This window comes from Pasteurella oralis (assembly GCF_042681465.1).
GTDB lineage: Bacteria > Pseudomonadota > Gammaproteobacteria > Enterobacterales > Pasteurellaceae > Pasteurella > Pasteurella oralis.
Window position 1 is genome coordinate 284,136 of record NZ_JBHUFP010000005.1, and the last position, 17,237, is coordinate 301,372.

Below are 17,237 nucleotides of genomic sequence, written 5' to 3' on the forward strand. Positions count from 1 at the left end.
TCTCCAATAATATATAAAAAACCCACGTTAAAGTGGGTTTTCTTACAAAATATTCAATTAATAATTTACTACAAAGTTATAAATTAATCCATTAATTCTATAATAAATTACTCAAAGAATATTTTTTCTTCATTCAATCACGGATTCATAAGAAATTAATTTAAGTCATTTAAATATCATTAAAATTCGTAATTCACACCCACACTATAAGATAATGCTGAACCACCAACACTTTTTGAAAGTCCTGCTTTTGCTGCGATATTTTCATTAAAACGATAACCAGTACCGATTGCAATCGCGCTATTTGATTGATATCCACCGACAGCTGCAGTTAAACTGACTTTACCAACATTATAAGGCTGGAATAACCCATTTAATGCTGATTGTGTCGCAAGACCACGGCGCAAATTTTGATTTAAGCTATCTATACGAGCGTTTAATCTTTCATTTACAGCTTGAATTGCTTCACGATTAAGTGTAATTTTAGATTTATTATCTGCAATTGCTGTTTTGTTTGTTTCAATTGTAACCTTATTTTCTACAATTGCCATTTTATTTGATTCAATTGAAATTTTATTAGCTAAAATATTAGCTGAATTTTTTTCTACAGTGTCAATATTTGCTTTTTCAACCCATAATTTATTCGCAAAACGATAATTATTTTCTACAGTTTCAATGACTTCAGAAATATCCCTTGTATTTTTATTAATTTCATCATTTATCATATCAAATAAATAATATAGCCTTTTATTGCCATAATTATTGTATTTTACATGATATAAATCTTCAAAAAGCTTTGTATGTTCTATAGCTTTTTTGCGTAATTCTTCATTCTTTTCTCCTCCAGCTTTCCATTCATCCACAATAGATAAAGTTCTATCGTATACTTTTCCTGTTAGGCTTTTACTTTCGGACAACGCACTATTACTAATTAAACAAAGTGATACCGCTACTCCAACGGCAATTTTCGATAAATTCATTAAGTTTTTCTCCTTGATTTACTTATACTACTTTTATTTATCCAATGATTATTCCATTAGTCTATTTAATGAATCAGTATCCTACTGTTTCATTAAATACGGGACGAGATTCTATATAATTTCATCTTTAGTACAAGTATTTTTTCTATTTTTTATTTCATATGCATAAATATAAATCAGTGTAAAAATAAATCTATTTAGAGTTAATATAACAATTATTAAACAATAAAAAATCTTATTACAAAATAAAAAACAAACTTAATTTAAATACATTTTGATCTATTTTAGAATCAATAATAACCACTGCATTATTACTTATTAAATCAATATCATTATGACATAGAATTAATTTTAAACATTAAATATGTTTAACTTCGTATAAATATAAAACAATATATTGATATAATATATTCAACTTACATGTTCAATATCACAGTAAACTTTTTATAATCATTTAATAACTCATCATTATGAATATAGTCATAGGTATAAAAAAAACAAAAAACAACTATGGCTAGTTGATTATTAGTTGATCAAAGAAATATGCTGAAGGTTTACTCAAATAGATTTTGAATTACTGCTATCATCTCATTTTCCTTGTCGCTTTCATAAACAACAGAGAAGTCAGTATGGATAATTTTCGTATCACCGAAGGAAGATAGTATATAAATAGGCTAATCAATTTAGGAGGAATAGATCGAAAACTTTAGTGCGGTGGCACACTATAAGTGAATAAAAGTAACTTAGTCTTTTTCAAACAGATGACTCAAAATAGCCTCTTATATAAGTTACAATTGAGTGAAGCATAAAAAAGGACGCTATATAGCGTCCTAATTGATCTTCACTTTAAAAATTAAAGTGCAGATTTTGCTTTTTCTACTAATGCAGTAAAGGCCACCTTATCAAATACCGCAATATCAGCAAGGATCTTACGATCGATTTCAACTGAAGCTTTTTTCAAGCCATTGATAAATTTGCTGTAAGATAAACCATTTTGACGCGCCGCAGCATTGATACGAGCAATCCATAATTGACGGAATTGACGTTTACGTTGACGACGGTCACGATATGCATATTGACCAGCTTTAATTACTGCTTGGAACGCAACACGATAAACACGTGAACGAGCACCATAATAACCTTTAGCAGCCTTAAGAACTTTCTTATGGCGTGCTCTTGCAATAACACCACGTTTTACACGAGCCATTATTTAATCTCCTATTGTCTATTTATCTTTGGACATAAAATGTTATGTCCTTACTAAAAATTTACTATTCGTACGCTCAACGGTTTATGCGTATGGTAAGCACGCTACTACTAAAACTTGGTCAGCTTTCGCAACCATTGATTTATGACGTAAATGGCGTTTACGCTTAGTGGTCTTTTTAGTCAAAATATGACGTAAGTGAGATTGTTTACGTTTGAAACCGCCTGAAGCTGTTTTTTTGAAACGCTTCGCAGCACCACGTACTGTTTTAATTTTAGGCATAAGTTTTTATAACTCCGCATTGTTTAAATACTAATGGTATCTTCATCTTTTTACTTCCACTCAGCCAAGCCTCTTCAACTATGCAATTCGCACTTTCTCGTCAGCTCTCTTTGCGTCAGCCTCAAATCTGAAGACGCTACGTTAATAATTAGGCGAATTAAAGTGCGGTCAAAATTTTAGAAATTTCGACCGCACTTAATTACTTGAGCTTGCACTAATTATTTCTTTTTCGGGGCAAGTACCATGACTGCTTGACGACCTTCAAGTTTTCCCGGTGCAGATTCTACAACCGAGATGTCTGCTAGATCGTTTTTAACACGCTCTAACACCTCTAAGCCGATATCTTGGTGAGCCATTTCACGTCCGCGGAAACGAACAGTGATTTTAGCTTTGTCCCCATCTTCTAAAAAGCGAATCAGGCTGCGTAGTTTTACCTGATAGTCGCCTTCGTCTGTACCAGGACGGAATTTAATTTCCTTCACTTGTACAACTTTCTGTTTCTTCTTCTGCTCTTTTGCCGCTTTACCTTTTTCATAAAGGAACTTACCGTAATTCATAATGCGACACACTGGCGGCTCTGCATTTGGACTAATTTCAACGAGATCTAATTCGGCTTGTTCTGCCATTTCTAGTGCTTGTTGAATTGATACAATACCTGCTTGTTCGCCATCTTGGTCAATCAAACGAACTTCTTTCACTCGAATTTCATCATTAATGCGATTCGGACGATTAGCAACTGGTGCTTTTTTTACGGTCTTAATAGTCTTATTCCTCTATTAGTTTATACTACTTTCATCTGCTTGGCAGAAGAAGATTATTTGCTGTTCAAAAATGAACAAAAACGGACCGAATTCTACTGGATTTTAAAGATTTATGCAATAAAAACTCAGTGATTTTTGCTGGATAACACAACACTAAGACTTTCACCAAAACTCAAGGGTTGATAAATTCGTGCACTTTCTAAACAAATCATTTGTTGATAATCTTCAGCTTGCATTGCACTCATTTGATTTTGCCATGGATTCCATAACACGATTTCGCTGGCATGTTGATGTTCAATTTTAATTCGGCGTTCAAATTGCTCATCAACAATGTAATTTACATCCTCCTCTACACTATAAATACAATCAACATCTTGAGTAATCCGACGGGTAGAAGGTAAATCTTCTTGTTGCTGCGTAATCGCATTAAAACCATTCCGAGGTAAATTTTGAATTGTCACTTGCGCGATATTGCTCAATTTAAAATAGCTATGCAGTGCAGCTTGAGCGGGGTGTTGTGCATAATGTATTAACGTAATTTCACATTTATCGGTAAAGGACATGGTCGCTTTTGCTTCAAGTATATTCTGCGTATCAAATAATGCAAACTCTAACTTAACTTGCTTTGATGTGATGTCGTGATGGCTTAACTGCCATAAACGTAAACGTGCAGTACCATGAATGGGCTGCTTCGCCGCACCAAACCAAGGATAACAAATCGGCACACCACCGCGAATCGGGTTTTCTAAGATAAAAGGTTCAATATCACTTAACCAGAGAATATCTTGACTTTCGTTTTGTGGTCGCCAGCTTAATAATTGTGCACCTTGTAAAGCAATTTTGGCCTCTCCCACACGATGGCTTAATTCTAATACGGGAATTTCGTTGTAACGATATAAAGTCAATTCTGGGGTAAATTGTTTCATTTTGGTTATATTAATCATTTGTCACTCCTCCAATTATTGTCCCCTTGCAAACCGAATTTGATGACACATTTGTTGCATATCTTCAGCTGTTTGATGGAAAAAATAGCGGTAAGAGGCACATAAATAATTGTGCTTAAAAGATTCGCCCACTAACGACACAATGCGATGTTTAGGACAACCACCTTGACATAAAACTCTAAATTCACACTGCCGACAAATTTGGGTCAATTGAGTTTGCTTTGCCAAACCAAACTGGCGTTGTTGCGGTCGTTGTACTAATTCAGCTAAAGAAGTGTGATTTAAATTACCAATATGATATTCAGGGTAAACAAAGTGATCACAAGAGTACACATCACCATTCGCCTCTACGATTAATGATTTTCCACAAGTCGGTTGATGTATACAGCTAGTTGATGGATAACCTAACCATTGTCCAAGTAAATTATCAAATTCTAAAACAAAAATTCGCCCCACATCTTCTTTTTTCCATTCTCTAAAAACATCTACTAAAAAATGCCCATATCCCTCTGCAGGTACAGAAAAAGTTTGTATTTGTTGGACATCTTGTTCCACAATTGGAATAAATTGCATAAAAGTTGAACCAAGTTCTTTCAAAGCAAGATACGTTTCTTTTCCTTTATGCCAATTTTGATCGTTAATCACTGTTAATGTATTGAAATCAACTTGATATTGTTTCAGTAGCGCTAACGTCTGCACAACACGTTCAAAAGTTGGTTGTCCGTTACTAGTAATGCGGTAACGATTATGCACAGCACTTAGTCCATCTATAGATAATCCAATCAGAAATTGGTGTTGTTTGAAAAACTCAACCCATTGCCGATTTAATGCAATACCATTGGTTTGAAATGCATTAGTAATCGTTTTTCCATTCGCAAATTCTTGCTGAAAACGCACCGCACTTTTGAAAAAATCTAAGCCAAGTAAAGTAGGTTCCCCTCCTTGCCATGCAAACTCCACTCGATTACTAGCATGAGACTCAATATAATTTTTAATGTAATTTTTTAGTGTTTGCTGCGACATGAACGCAGTTTGTTTACCAAAGGTCTGTTCTTTGTCGAGGTAGAAACAATACTCACACTGAATATTACAATGAAAGCTACTTGGCTTTGCCATTAAATGAAAATTTGCTTTCCGCGAAAAGACTGACATCTGTTTTGTCCTTATACTCCTTATTTTCCTTTATGATTTGGCAAAAGATCAGTGAACAAGCCATTTTGTTTTAATGCTTTAGCAATACGAATTGCGGTTTCTGTTTCACAACCAGCATATTCTGCAATTTCACGATATGTCCAATTGTAATAAGGAAAATTAGTCGTTAAGAAACACAGGCTATCAATAACACGATCTAAAGTACGTAAATAAGCACTTTTTGCCAAACGTTGTTCTGCATCTCGTAATTCATTCGCTAAGGTTTGTAAAAGTAATTTACTCAGCTCAGCATTATGTAAAAAGAATTGATCAATATTTTCTGGCTTAATGCGGATAATCTCAGCTTCAATTAAGACTTTAGCATTACAATGATAGCGGCTATCTCCTAAACCAAATAGCGTACGAAAACCAAAATAATCACCTTGCCGATATAATCGCACTAAACTTTCTTTACCATTATCAAGGGTATGATATAAACCAACAAGTCCTTGTTTAACAAAATAAAACTCTTGTGCGATCTCACCTTGTTGATAAACCGTCATGCCTTTAGCTAACTGATGCAAATAAGTTAATTGGCAATGTTGTAACGCTGTGGGCAAAATTGGGGAATTATCCATACTTTTCCTTCTTATATTTATTGACTAAAAGTGCGGTAACTTTTTTTATTATTTTATGATGCGGTGTTTTTAAAATGATAAGTGAATAATAAATACAGAAAAGAGATTTAATATTCACTCTAACAACTTAGTTAAGCGAGTACAAAGTAGAAAGGCGAGCTAATTTCGCCTTTCTTATCTTAGATTTCATCAATGATACGATACACCCAGTTTTCTAATGGATCGCCTAATCGCTTCATTTCGACTCGCATTTCTTCGAGCATTTCTTTTTTGACGTTATGATAACGTTCATCATAGAATAAATTATGCATTTCCTCAGGATCATTGCGTACATCATACAACTCACAAATATCCGTTGCGTTAAATACTAATTTATAATCTTTGCGACGCCACATACGTTGCTCAAAATAAACAAAATGCCCTGCTAACTGTGCCAGAATACCTTTACGATCATTTTGTTGATGAGCACGTGTAATAGGTAATAAAGTTTCCCCCTCAAATTCACTTGGAATATCTTGCTGTGCAATATCATACACTGTTGAGGTTAAATCATGCAGATAGACTAAATTGTCATCAACTTGATTCACTCGATCAGATTTTGGATCTTTGACAATCATCGGGATATTATAGGTCGTATCAAACATGAACTCCCCTTTTTCTATCATACGATGAGCGCCCATTGCATCACCATGGTCCGCCGTTGCGACGAGGAAAGTACTCTCATATAAATTATGTTGCTCTAAGAAAGTAAATAATTCCCCAATGGCATCATCAATCAAGGTAATGTATCCCCAGAATTTCGTGATTACTTCTTTCCAATGATCTTCACTTGCTTCCCACATTCCCCACATTTTAGAAATTGTGCGGAAGTGACCCGGTTTTCCTTCAAGCGGTTTAAAAAAGCTTTCATCTAACACCACATCATCTTTACTGTACATCGAATAATAAGGTTCAGGGACAATACAAGGTGTATGTGGTCCCCAAAAGTTAATCCAAGTAAAGAATGGTTTCTTTTCATCTAACGATTCCTGAATATACTTCTTGGCTTCATCAATGATGAAATAAGGAATTGTTTGCTCTTTTGAACCAGATAAAAAACCACAAAGCTCTTGTACACGTAGATGAGGATTATCACCAAAATAAGCGTGGCTCACTTCTGGGATCTCAAAGCCTTTTTCTTCTAACCACACTTTATAACGATTAGAATGTGTTGGTGGTTGATTAAATACAAGATTTTTATAAACACCGCTGCCTGGATAACCGTAACCATCAAAGTTATGACCTTTAATACCATAATCTTCTGGCACTGATTTTGTTCCTACATGCCATTTCCCTACTACATAAGTATTATAGCCTGCTAATTTAGCGATATTTGGGGCTTGCTGGCTAATTTCACCAGTACCGCCTTTTTCACCATTTTTAATAATGCCATGTGAAGATGGCATCAAGCCAGTAAATAATGACGTACGTGCAGGTCCACAAACAGAAGCTGGCGTAAATGCATTATTAAAGCGAATACCATCTTGTGCTAAACGATCAATATTCGGTGTTTTAACAACTTGGTGCCCATAAGCACCAAGCATGTCCTTTCTCACTTGATCTAATAAAATGTAAATAATATTCATTATTTAGCCTCTTTTTTACGCATCACGAATAAGATGATTAATTGTAACACCGCATAAATGCCTAATACCAACAATGGTTGACCTGCTGGTGAAGCTAAGCCTAATGGTGATAATAAAGTATATAATGTGATTAAACCAAGAACTAAAGAGGCAACCGTAACAGGGGCATATTCCCAATTAGTTAAATCCACACCTTCTTTGTTTTCTTTGCTTTCTTCGTATGGTTCACGTTTGAAAAATTTACCTAACACAAGCATCACAATAACATCAAACACAAATAATGCGGCCATAACATAAACAAAGTTCACTTTAACTTTGAATACCCAGACGATTGAGAAATATAAAACAACGTGTAAAAGTAAGGCAATACGTGCAGCTAAACCTGAAACTGTTTTATTAAATAAGCCAACAGCAAATAATGCAACGATAGGAATATTGACAAAACCAGCAAAACGCTTAGTTAACAAGAAGATACCATCAGTACCAAACATAAGTAATGGACCAATGATCATTGTTAAAATCGCCATTACGGCAGATACTTTTTTCGCATGTAAAATCAGATCTTTATCTGACCAAGTTTTACTGCTGATTGATGGCAATAAATCTTTACAGTAAATTGTTGCAGCAGAGTTTAGGAAAGAGTTAAATGTACTTAAAATTGCACCAAATAATGCCGCGATGAAGAACCCTTGTAAGAACGTAGGTAATACTTTATTGACTAATGCCGGATAAGATGTATCAATTGGGTTTAAACCATCACCAAGAATATGGAAACTTAATAATCCTGGTAAATTCAGGATAACAGGCAAAGTTAATAGGAATAATGCAGCAATTAAGATACCTTTTTGACCTGATTTTAAATCTCTTGCACCTAATGCACGTTGTACAATTGCTTGGTTAGTCGTCCAGTAGAAGAAATTAACAATTAAAATACCTGTAAACATAGCTGGCCATGGTACAGCGTCTGTCGCACTACCAATTGCATTAAATTTCTCGACATGTGTCGTTGTAATAGTTTTAAAGCCTTCAGAAATACTACCATCACCTAAATGTGCTAAGGCAAAAATAGGAACTAATAGTGCACCAATCACTAAAATAACTGCATTTAGCGTATCAGATACTGCAACCGCTTTTAATCCACCAAAGATCGCATAAATCGCCCCAACAATACCAATTGCAATCACGGTATAAACAATTGATTGACCATAGGTAATACCAAATACGGTTTCTAAATTAAAAATTTTATTAAATGCAATCGCACCAGTATAAAGCGCAGTAGGAATAACAATGAATAGATAGAAGACTAAGAATAACGTTGACATGATTAAACGCGTTTGACGGTCAAAACGATTCTCAAAAAATTCTGGGATTGTGGTGTAACCATTTTTAATATATTTCGGTAACAAATAAAGTGCTAAGAAACACAATGGAATCACAGACTGTACTGTCCAAGCAATAATTGAAAAGTTACCTTTATAAGATACGGCATTAACACCAATTAATTGCTCTGTAGAAAGTGATGTCAATACCATTGAACAGCCAATCACTAGACCACTTAATCCTCGTCCAGCTAAGAAATATCCCTTAGATGTACTCAAATCATCATCTTTTGTCTTTTTCCATGAAATAAATGCCACAATACCTGTGACTATAAGAAAGCTGATTATTGTGATGAACATATTATTATCCCCTATATATTTAATCTAAACGAAAAAGCATCTAAATCAGATACATATTTAGCATAATACACAGGGAGACAAAAAATTATGATGATCATCATATAGTTGCCGTGAGATGGATCACAGATTAAATAAGAAATAAGAATTTTTTAAAAATATGAGCATGATCATAATGTACTGAATCAATCTTAGGACATAATACACAAAAATTACGAGGTTTTTTGTTATGGATTTACAACTGATCATCATCTTGATATTTTGTGGTATGCTCACAAACCTTATGTCTGCTATCTTTGGTATTGGCGGTGGCGTGCTAATGGTACCAATTCTCTACACTCTCTTTCCAGACTTTCCATTACAAATGGTTGCAGCTACATCACTCACTATTGTTATTGGTTCTGCATTAATTAATTTAACTTATTTTTATAAACAAAAAATTCAAATCAATATTAAATCAATGTTGTTATGGTCTTTAGGTATGATTATCGGTGTACAACTGGGTTTTGAAGCCAGTTTTTATCTACATGATAATATTATTATTGCTGTTTTTGTGACCACTCTCAGTCTACTCGCATTACGTACCATTTTGCATAAAGCTGTTGTTGATAATACGACTGTAACCAGCAATGATGGCTTAAAAGGCACAATTTTATGCTTATTTGGCGGTAGCGTTGCAGGTATGACAGGTATTGGTGGTGGTTCAATCATGGCACCATTAATTGGACAACTTCGTAGCGTAAAACCTTATCAAATCGCACCTTACACTAATTACATGATGGTTATTGGTGGCTTAGGCAGCCTTTATGGTTATTTATCTAAAACTCCACCATTTCATCTCGATTACGGCTGGCAAATAGGTTATGTTAATTTTTCAGTTGTTACGCTCGTTGTATTAAGTTCTTTTGCAACTAGCTTTTTATCAATGAAAATTCGCGGTATTCTCAAGCCTGATTTAGCGAGAAAACTACTTGGCTTTATTTTGCTAGTTATCGCTGCTTATATGTTAATCGTCCATTTGGGTAAATAACATCCAAAAATATCCCTAAAGTGCGGTCTCAATTTTTAAAATTTTACTTATATTGTGTACACTTTTACAGTGTAAATACAACTAAATATAAACAACAAATACCTCATACCTGAAGTAATATGCGATTTATCCAACTCATCAATCTATCAAACGTTTTAGAAAAATTAAGCTCTGTATAATACAGAGCTCAATATCTTTATTGTATCTATTGTAAAATCAGGTATACAAAATACTAATTCAAACGATAAGCTTCAAAAGTATGGTGAGGTTTTTGCTCATGCAACGGAGGAAGTTGCATATAATCACCATAATACATTGTTAAATGTTCATGATAACCATTCATCACAGGAAGTTTTTCTCCCTCAAAATCCAAATAGACTACATCAGAAAAATATTCTTTTAGCATGTATGATTTTTGCCATCCACCATAATCCGATAAAAATAATCCTATATAATCTGATTTATGAATAGGGTATTTTTCTCGAAATTGCTTTAAGTGTGCCATCATCTTGTTAAAAAAATAATGAGATAATTTAGAAAAAATGGCTCTCATAAAAGTATTTTCCCTCGCGTGATACCATCTTTTACGGCAAGAAGAAAACCTGAGTTTAAGACGGCGATGTCTTTTCATCGCGTTATAAATAATATATGAATCATTTGGTACACCATCCCAAATAAAAATATCAATAAAAATGCCTGTAGTTCTGCCTTTCGTATCAATCAAACGAGTTTCTTTATCAAAAATTTTTGTCATTTCTCCAGGTATCATACCATCAATACGCTCCGCAAGAGACAAATCATATTTAGCATGTTGTTGCTGTTCCCATGCTTGAACAAATCTCTCATATTCATCTCGACACATATACACATCAATGTCATCATCCCATGGAATAAACCCTTGATGACGTACAGCACCAATTAGCGTCCCTCCTCCCAAAGAGTACTTGATACCATGTGATAAGCAAATTTGATTAAAGTATTTTAAAATGTCTAACGCGATTAATTGATGTTCACGTAAAGTAATCTTTTGCATAAAACCTATATGTCTTCTAATAAATATACTTCTTTAATATGGTGCGGTATTCTTTGTTCTATTGGTGGAAGCTGCATATAATCACCATAGTACACAGTTAAATGTTGATGATAGCCTTTCATAACAGGATATTTATCGCCTTCAAAATCTAAATATATGACATCATTGAAATATTCTTTAGGCATATAGGCTTTTTTCCAATTATTATAATCAAATAATACCATTGCTATAGTATTTGCTTGTTTAATAGGATATCTTTTTTGAAATGAATAGATATGCTCCATCATCTTATTAAAAAAATAAGATTTAAGAACATCAATAATATGGCTAAATATTTTTGAGTTTTGATATTTTTTCTCTCTTTTTTCGATAGAAAAATAATGCGCTTTCAATCTTTTATGTTTCTTCATTATTGAAAAAATCGCTTTAGGATCATCAGGTACACCGTCCCAAACAAAAATATCAATAAAAATACCATAAACATCATCATTTGTTTCAACCAAATGTGTTTTTAAATCATAAATTTTTGTGGTTTCACCAACAGATACACCATCAATTCTCTCAGCTAATGACAATCTATATCTTTCATGATTTAAACTTTCCCAAGCTTGAATAAATTTTTCATATTCATCTCGACACATATATACATCAATATCGTCATCCCATGGAATAAAGCCTTGATGGCGTACTGCACCAATTAATGTACCACCACCTAATGAATATTTAATATTATGTTTAATACAAATTTTATTAAAGTATTTTAAAATATCTAAAGTGATCAATTGGTGTTCACGAAGTGTTATTGTTCTCATATTATTTACCAACTAAATTATTTAAAATGAAATTATATTGGATTAAGTTATCCATTTCATAGCCATCGGATATTGACAATTCAACTGTATTCACATCTAATTCAGATATTATTTCCATTGGAATATTATCCCAATATAATGCACTTTGGCTTAAAATATTAGGATGAAGATATTCCTTTAATTTTATTTTAATTTTATCGCTGTCACTTTTTGCCCAATATGAGATGCCTAATAAGCTCGGCAACGGCTCATTAGTCACATCTATTCTGATAATTTTTCCTTTACTATCTAAAATAGGGATCCATTCTTTGTCTTGACTTTCTGGTCTTTTTACAACAAAGTAGCAACTCATTTCAGGCTTATCCAAAAATATATTTCTAAATAAGACCACATCAGAATCAATAACATAGCTATCAGAAAATGCATTCTGTGCAGTAAAAAAAGAATAAATACTATTATAATCTTTATATTTTTCATTATATAAAAGACAACAGCCATATTTATCATGTAAATAGTCAAACTGGTCAGATAAATGCCCTGTCACAATATAAATATCATTTATATTAGCTTGTTTTAAATATTTAATCGTTCTTTCTATATTTGGGATTCCATCAATAGGCAATAATGCCTTGTGCGTATTTTTTGTAATATCTTTAAAACGGCTCCCCAAGCCTGCCGCTAATATAATTGCATTCATACATTTTCCCTTTTATCTTTTAATGTTAGTCCTGCACCTAACACAACACCGACAACAAGAAAAACCGTCGTCAGATCAATACTCGTATTATTTAATATAAAACCAATAAGGATAATCCAAAAACCATAAGTAATATTCAACATCATAGCTCTTATTGGTTTAATTAAATAAATTGCCTTATAATACAAGAAATAAGATGTCATTGAAGAAACAATAATTAAAAGGATAATAAGTGAGAATTGTTTATCTTTAAAAAATTCAATAAGACCAAAAAACTTCACATCAAAAGAACAAAGCAAAATAAAATAGCCAATACTGGAGCCAAGTTGTCTAAAAAAATAAGCAATAGAAGAGTTAATAGATTGCATGACATAAGATGAAATAACAATTTCGCCTCCCCAGCTTAAGGCGCAAACGATTGCCAAAAAAATACCTAAAAGTGAAAACTGAGACGTATTGGCATCTAATCCTAGTAAAATGGTGCAACCTATAGCCAAACATAATCCTAGTATGCCTAATTTAGTCATAGTGTCTTTTAAAAATAAAAATGCCAGAATTGCACCAAAAACAGGATAGGCCGAAGATATCGGTGCAGCATACCCGACACCAATATATTGAATAGCTTGTAAATAGCATAACATGCCAATAGGTCCACCAATAACGCCAGCGACAATACCTAAAAATACACGTTTATTCTTAAAATCATATTCCTTAAATAAATTCAATTTATAATGTGAAACAAAACAAAAAATAAATGCTGAGAACTCTATAACAAATAACAAAGATAATATGATTGTCAGAGAAGTCGTAAAAGGATAAGTTGTATTTAACATCTCATATAAAATACCTGCAATCCCCCATAATAACCCAGATAAAATGCCCCAAAGATAACCAGAATATTTCGTCGTCATTATTTACACCTCTTGGGCTTTCCAAGTTTTCATAAAAGCAATTGCTCTTTCAATACGATTCTTGCCGTAACCTTCAAAGAACTCTCCATTTTCTTCTTTCACGAGTGTCCAAACAAACCACAAAACATCCTGAGTAAATTGATAAAAAGCAATCTTTATTAATGCTTCTTCAATATCTTCTTGTTTCTTGAAATAACATTGTAAAAAGAAATCTTGTTCTGCTTTATTCAATCTCGCTTCTAAAAAGAACGCAGCAAGGTCAAACATAGGATCATTCATACCTGAATACTCCCAATCAATAAAATACACCTTTTCTCCTTTTAAAAGGATGTTTTCTGGGACTAAATCGTTATGGCAAGCAACAAGAGACGTTCTATTTTGAGCAAAATAGGTTTTAATCATTTGGAAAAAAGCCAATAATTCTGGCATGTTTTCACTATATTGATAAAAAGCATCTTTATTTTTAAGTAAATTGACATATTTATCAAATTCCTCAAAAACATTAAATCGATTAGCCAATTTAATTGGGGATTGATGAAGTAAATATAATTTTTCTGCAATAAGTTTCAAATTAGAAAATGTTTTAACGTTTTGATGATCTAGTGTACAACTTTCTGACAAATATTGAGTAATTTTAATGCCTGACTTTGCATCAAAAAAACAAGTTTCAACATTAAACCCAGCTTTAGACATTGCAATACTATTTACAGCCTCATTATCTCGGATAATTAAACTTTCAGTCATCGCCCCCGGAATTCTTACAACATAGCTGTCTTGTTGCGTACTGACAATATAATTTTTATTGGTCATCCCACCTAAAAAAGACACTTGTAATATCGATGAGATAGGCAGATCTAGTTTTTCCTTAATAATATTCTTTATTTTTTCCATCATAGATTATCGTATTTAATTTAACTGTTCTTTATTATGTAATGAATCACATTCCCAACCCACATACTCGCCATTAAATTGGGAAGCTATATTTTCAAATTCCTCAACATACTTAAAGATATCCGCGCTATCTAAACTGAGTTCTTGCTCTAACTTCACCACATAAAATGGTATTTCATCATCAATAATGACAGGTGTATTACTGTATTGCATTGAAATGAAATCCATATTTTGTAGGTTTACATGTTCCATAAAACGAAACATATTATTTTCATCTTCAAAATGAAAACCATGTTCAATCAAATAAGTATCAGCAAGATCGCGTCCATTTTGAACAAGTAAATCTAATACTTCTTCTGTTGCATTAATTTTCATTTCTAATGGAGATGGTAATAAAAAATCAAAATAAATATCCCAATTAGGATCATCTTGAATATTGATCTTCTCAATATTGTCAAACTGTTGTAGTACATCTAAAAAAGGCTCAACATACTCACAATAAAAATATAGCTGTGCTTTTCCTACCGAAAAAACATGTCCTGCATATAAAGTATTTGGTAAAGCGCACAACTGAGTCCATACTTTAAATACTTGCTCCATTAAATCCTGATAGGCTTCTGGAGCAGGCAATTGATTTTCATCAGCTTGATATGAAAACTGAAATTGTATGACTTTATGACTTGTTTCTGAGGGAAATTTTTTTAAAATTTCAAGATTAATTGAAAAGATGGCCAATTTATCATTTACCATTGAGCGATAATTTTGCCAACTTTGTTCTAATGTCATCATCTTACCTTATTTAAATACAGCCCACACAGGTGCATGGTCAGAAGGTTTATCCATTGCTCGAATATCTAATGCAATCCCCGTCTCAACACAGCGTGTAGCTAAAGCATGATTCGCAATAATATGATCAATACGCAGTCCGCGGTTATCATCAAATCCTTTAGAGCGGTAATCAAACCACGAAAACTTATCATTCACTTCTGGATTTAAATGACGGAAAGTATCAACTAAACCACAAGCGTATAAACGATTCATCCACTCTCTTTCTTCTGGTAAAAAAGAGCATTTTCCTGTACGTAGCCAACGCTTACGACTCTCTTCACCAATACCAATATCTAAATCTGTTGGGCTGATATTCATATCGCCCATAATAATAATCGGATTCTCTGCTGGGTGTTCTTTTTCTAAATATTGCTGTAAATCTGCATAAAATTTTTCTTTTGCAGGAAACTTAGTTTCATGATGGCGACTTTCACCTTGTGGGAAATAACCGTTTACTACGGTTAATAAACCAAAACCAGTTTCTAAATCGGCCATAATAATGCGCTTTTGAGCATCATCACCGTCAGTTGAGAAGCCCTTGCGTACTGCCCTTGGTTTTTCTTTTGTTAGCAATGCCACACCATAATGTCCTTTTTGCCCATGATGAAAAACGTGATAACCCAAATGTTCCACTAATTCATAAGGAAATGCTTCGTCAGCCACTTTGATCTCTTGTAATCCCAATACATCTGGCTGATGCTGTTCAATAACTGCCTCTAACTGGTGTGGTCTTGCTCTCAACCCATTGATATTAAAAGAGATAAATTTCATTGATATATTTCCTACTAATTGATGTATAAACATCACATTATACTTGTATCTAGAAGATTGCTAAAGCAGAAAAAAGTTCTTCTGCTACTTATCTCACATTTTTAACTAGATAAAATCCAATAAAGCTCTTTCTACTCTAGACATGACTAGAAATACTTTCATTTATCACTCGTGCTTGTAGCTCATACAACAAAGCCCCTTGCGATTAACTCAAGGGGCTTTAAGTGCGGTCTGTTTTAATAAAATTTTATTATTTATTAATGAGTGTTAAAAATTCTTTACGTGTTTCACGATCATCTAAGAATACGCCACCAAACGCCGACGTGACTGTGTAGCTATTCGTATCTTTAATGCCACGACATTTAACACAAAAATGCGTTGCTTTTACATATACAGCGACATCTTCCGTTTCTAAAATGGTTTGAAACGCTAATAAAATTTGCTCAGTTAAACGCTCTTGTACTTGCGGGCGTTGAGCAAAAAAAGACACAATGCGATTAATTTTCGATAAGCCTATCACCCATTTTTTAGGATAGTAGGCAACAGAGACTATTCCATCAATAGTGACAAAATGGTGTTCACAAGTACTGGTTAGCGTAATATCATTAACCAAGACCATTTCACTGACTTTCATTCGATTTTCAATGTTAGTAATTTTCGGGAAGTTAGCATAATCCATTCCACTAAAAATCTCATCAATAAACATTTTGGCTAAACGTACCGGCGTTTCTTCTAAACTATCATCGCATAAATCTAAACCAATTAATTTCATCACTTCACGCATGTGATTTTCAATCCCAACTCGACGTTCATCTTTATGTTGGACTGGCACTATCATTGGGGTTTCTATCCCTTTACTTAATAATGCATTACGGACTTTTTCTGCTTCTGGCGAAATCTTATTCATTTAACACTCCCGATAAATAATCCGCACATTCTAACAAACTCTTGCTTAATAATAAAATGAGAATAATCGCTATATGGTATGAAAAGTTTTTAGTATAAAATACATGACATCTC

18 protein-coding genes are annotated in these 17,237 nt (G+C 33.3%); 1 reads left to right on the plus strand and 17 read right to left on the minus strand.

The genetic code is table 11. The annotated features are described in order from the left end of the window. Positions 1–179: 179 nt before the first annotated feature. The 9 genes from ACFSAV_RS05345 to ACFSAV_RS05385 form a co-directional block, all read right to left on the minus strand. Positions 180–980 (minus strand): YadA C-terminal domain-containing protein, encoded by an 801-nt coding sequence (locus ACFSAV_RS05345; RefSeq protein WP_379097068.1) that lies wholly within the window; start codon positions 978–980, stop codon positions 180–182. An 853-nt stretch (positions 981–1,833) separates the two neighbouring features. Continuing rightward, complete coding sequence (rplT, locus tag ACFSAV_RS05350; protein WP_005722169.1) at positions 1,834–2,187, minus strand: 50S ribosomal protein L20; 354 nt, start codon at positions 2,185–2,187, stop codon at positions 1,834–1,836. A gap of 84 nt (positions 2,188–2,271) precedes the next feature. Further along, positions 2,272–2,469: a 50S ribosomal protein L35 gene (gene rpmI / locus ACFSAV_RS05355; protein ID WP_005596065.1), complete on the minus strand. Its 198-nt coding sequence runs from the start codon at positions 2,467–2,469 to the stop codon at positions 2,272–2,274. 218 nt (positions 2,470–2,687) lie between these two features. Beyond that, positions 2,688–3,230 carry a translation initiation factor IF-3 gene (gene infC / locus ACFSAV_RS05360; protein ID WP_101774910.1) on the minus strand — a complete coding sequence of 181 codons (543 nt, stop codon included), beginning with the start codon at positions 3,228–3,230 and terminating at the stop codon, positions 2,688–2,690. A 125-nt stretch (positions 3,231–3,355) separates the two neighbouring features. Then, positions 3,356–4,174, minus strand: coding sequence for a D-hexose-6-phosphate mutarotase (locus tag ACFSAV_RS05365; RefSeq protein ID WP_379097071.1), 819 nt, complete (start codon positions 4,172–4,174; stop codon positions 3,356–3,358). A gap of 15 nt (positions 4,175–4,189) precedes the next feature. Then, entirely contained in the window at positions 4,190–5,326 is a 1,137-nt protein-coding gene (locus tag ACFSAV_RS05370; protein ID WP_379097073.1) for an anaerobic sulfatase maturase, read from the minus strand. Between the two features lie 20 nt (positions 5,327–5,346). After that, positions 5,347–5,943 (minus strand): Crp/Fnr family transcriptional regulator, encoded by a 597-nt coding sequence (locus tag ACFSAV_RS05375; protein WP_379097076.1) that lies wholly within the window; start codon positions 5,941–5,943, stop codon positions 5,347–5,349. Positions 5,944–6,122: 179 nt separating this feature from the next. Next, a complete protein-coding gene (locus ACFSAV_RS05380; protein ID WP_379097079.1) occupies positions 6,123–7,568 on the minus strand; it encodes a sulfatase-like hydrolase/transferase in 1,446 nt (481 codons plus the stop codon). Continuing rightward, the gene (locus ACFSAV_RS05385; RefSeq protein ID WP_379097082.1) at positions 7,568–9,247 is read right to left on the minus strand and encodes a solute:sodium symporter family transporter; all 1,680 of its coding nucleotides are present in this window, start codon (positions 9,245–9,247) and stop codon (positions 7,568–7,570) included. The genes ACFSAV_RS05380 and ACFSAV_RS05385 overlap by 1 nt, the downstream gene beginning before the upstream one ends. A gap of 226 nt (positions 9,248–9,473) precedes the next feature. Between ACFSAV_RS05385 and ACFSAV_RS05390 the strand changes: the two genes are divergently transcribed. Further along, complete coding sequence (locus ACFSAV_RS05390) at positions 9,474–10,274, plus strand: sulfite exporter TauE/SafE family protein (protein WP_379097085.1); 801 nt, start codon at positions 9,474–9,476, stop codon at positions 10,272–10,274. A gap of 232 nt (positions 10,275–10,506) precedes the next feature. Here the strand turns inward: ACFSAV_RS05390 and ACFSAV_RS05395 are convergent, their stop codons facing one another. The 8 genes from ACFSAV_RS05395 to folE form a co-directional block, all read right to left on the minus strand. Continuing rightward, positions 10,507–11,307, minus strand: a complete 801-nt coding sequence (locus ACFSAV_RS05395; RefSeq protein WP_379097088.1) for a LicD family protein — start codon at positions 11,305–11,307, stop codon at positions 10,507–10,509. A gap of 5 nt (positions 11,308–11,312) precedes the next feature. Then, positions 11,313–12,119 (minus strand): LicD family protein, encoded by an 807-nt coding sequence (locus ACFSAV_RS05400; protein ID WP_379097091.1) that lies wholly within the window; start codon positions 12,117–12,119, stop codon positions 11,313–11,315. 1 nt (position 12,120) lies between these two features. Beyond that, entirely contained in the window at positions 12,121–12,816 is a 696-nt protein-coding gene (locus ACFSAV_RS05405) for an NTP transferase domain-containing protein (RefSeq protein ID WP_379097094.1), read from the minus strand. Further along, positions 12,813–13,727 (minus strand): DMT family transporter, encoded by a 915-nt coding sequence (locus tag ACFSAV_RS05410; RefSeq protein ID WP_379097097.1) that lies wholly within the window; start codon positions 13,725–13,727, stop codon positions 12,813–12,815. The genes ACFSAV_RS05405 and ACFSAV_RS05410 overlap by 4 nt, the downstream gene beginning before the upstream one ends. Positions 13,728–13,730: 3 nt before the next feature. Next, positions 13,731–14,621: a phosphotransferase gene (locus ACFSAV_RS05415; RefSeq protein ID WP_379097100.1), complete on the minus strand. Its 891-nt coding sequence runs from the start codon at positions 14,619–14,621 to the stop codon at positions 13,731–13,733. Between the two features lie 12 nt (positions 14,622–14,633). Beyond that, complete coding sequence (locus ACFSAV_RS05420; RefSeq protein ID WP_379097103.1) at positions 14,634–15,404, minus strand: TIGR01619 family protein; 771 nt, start codon at positions 15,402–15,404, stop codon at positions 14,634–14,636. 9 nt (positions 15,405–15,413) lie between these two features. Further along, on the minus strand, positions 15,414–16,217 hold the full coding sequence (gene xthA / locus ACFSAV_RS05425) for an exodeoxyribonuclease III (RefSeq protein ID WP_379097106.1): 804 nt from the start codon (positions 16,215–16,217) through the stop codon (positions 15,414–15,416). Between the two features lie 250 nt (positions 16,218–16,467). Then, positions 16,468–17,124 carry a GTP cyclohydrolase I FolE gene (folE, locus tag ACFSAV_RS05430; protein WP_101774897.1) on the minus strand — a complete coding sequence of 219 codons (657 nt, stop codon included), beginning with the start codon at positions 17,122–17,124 and terminating at the stop codon, positions 16,468–16,470. Between the last annotated feature and the right edge of the window lie 113 nt (positions 17,125–17,237).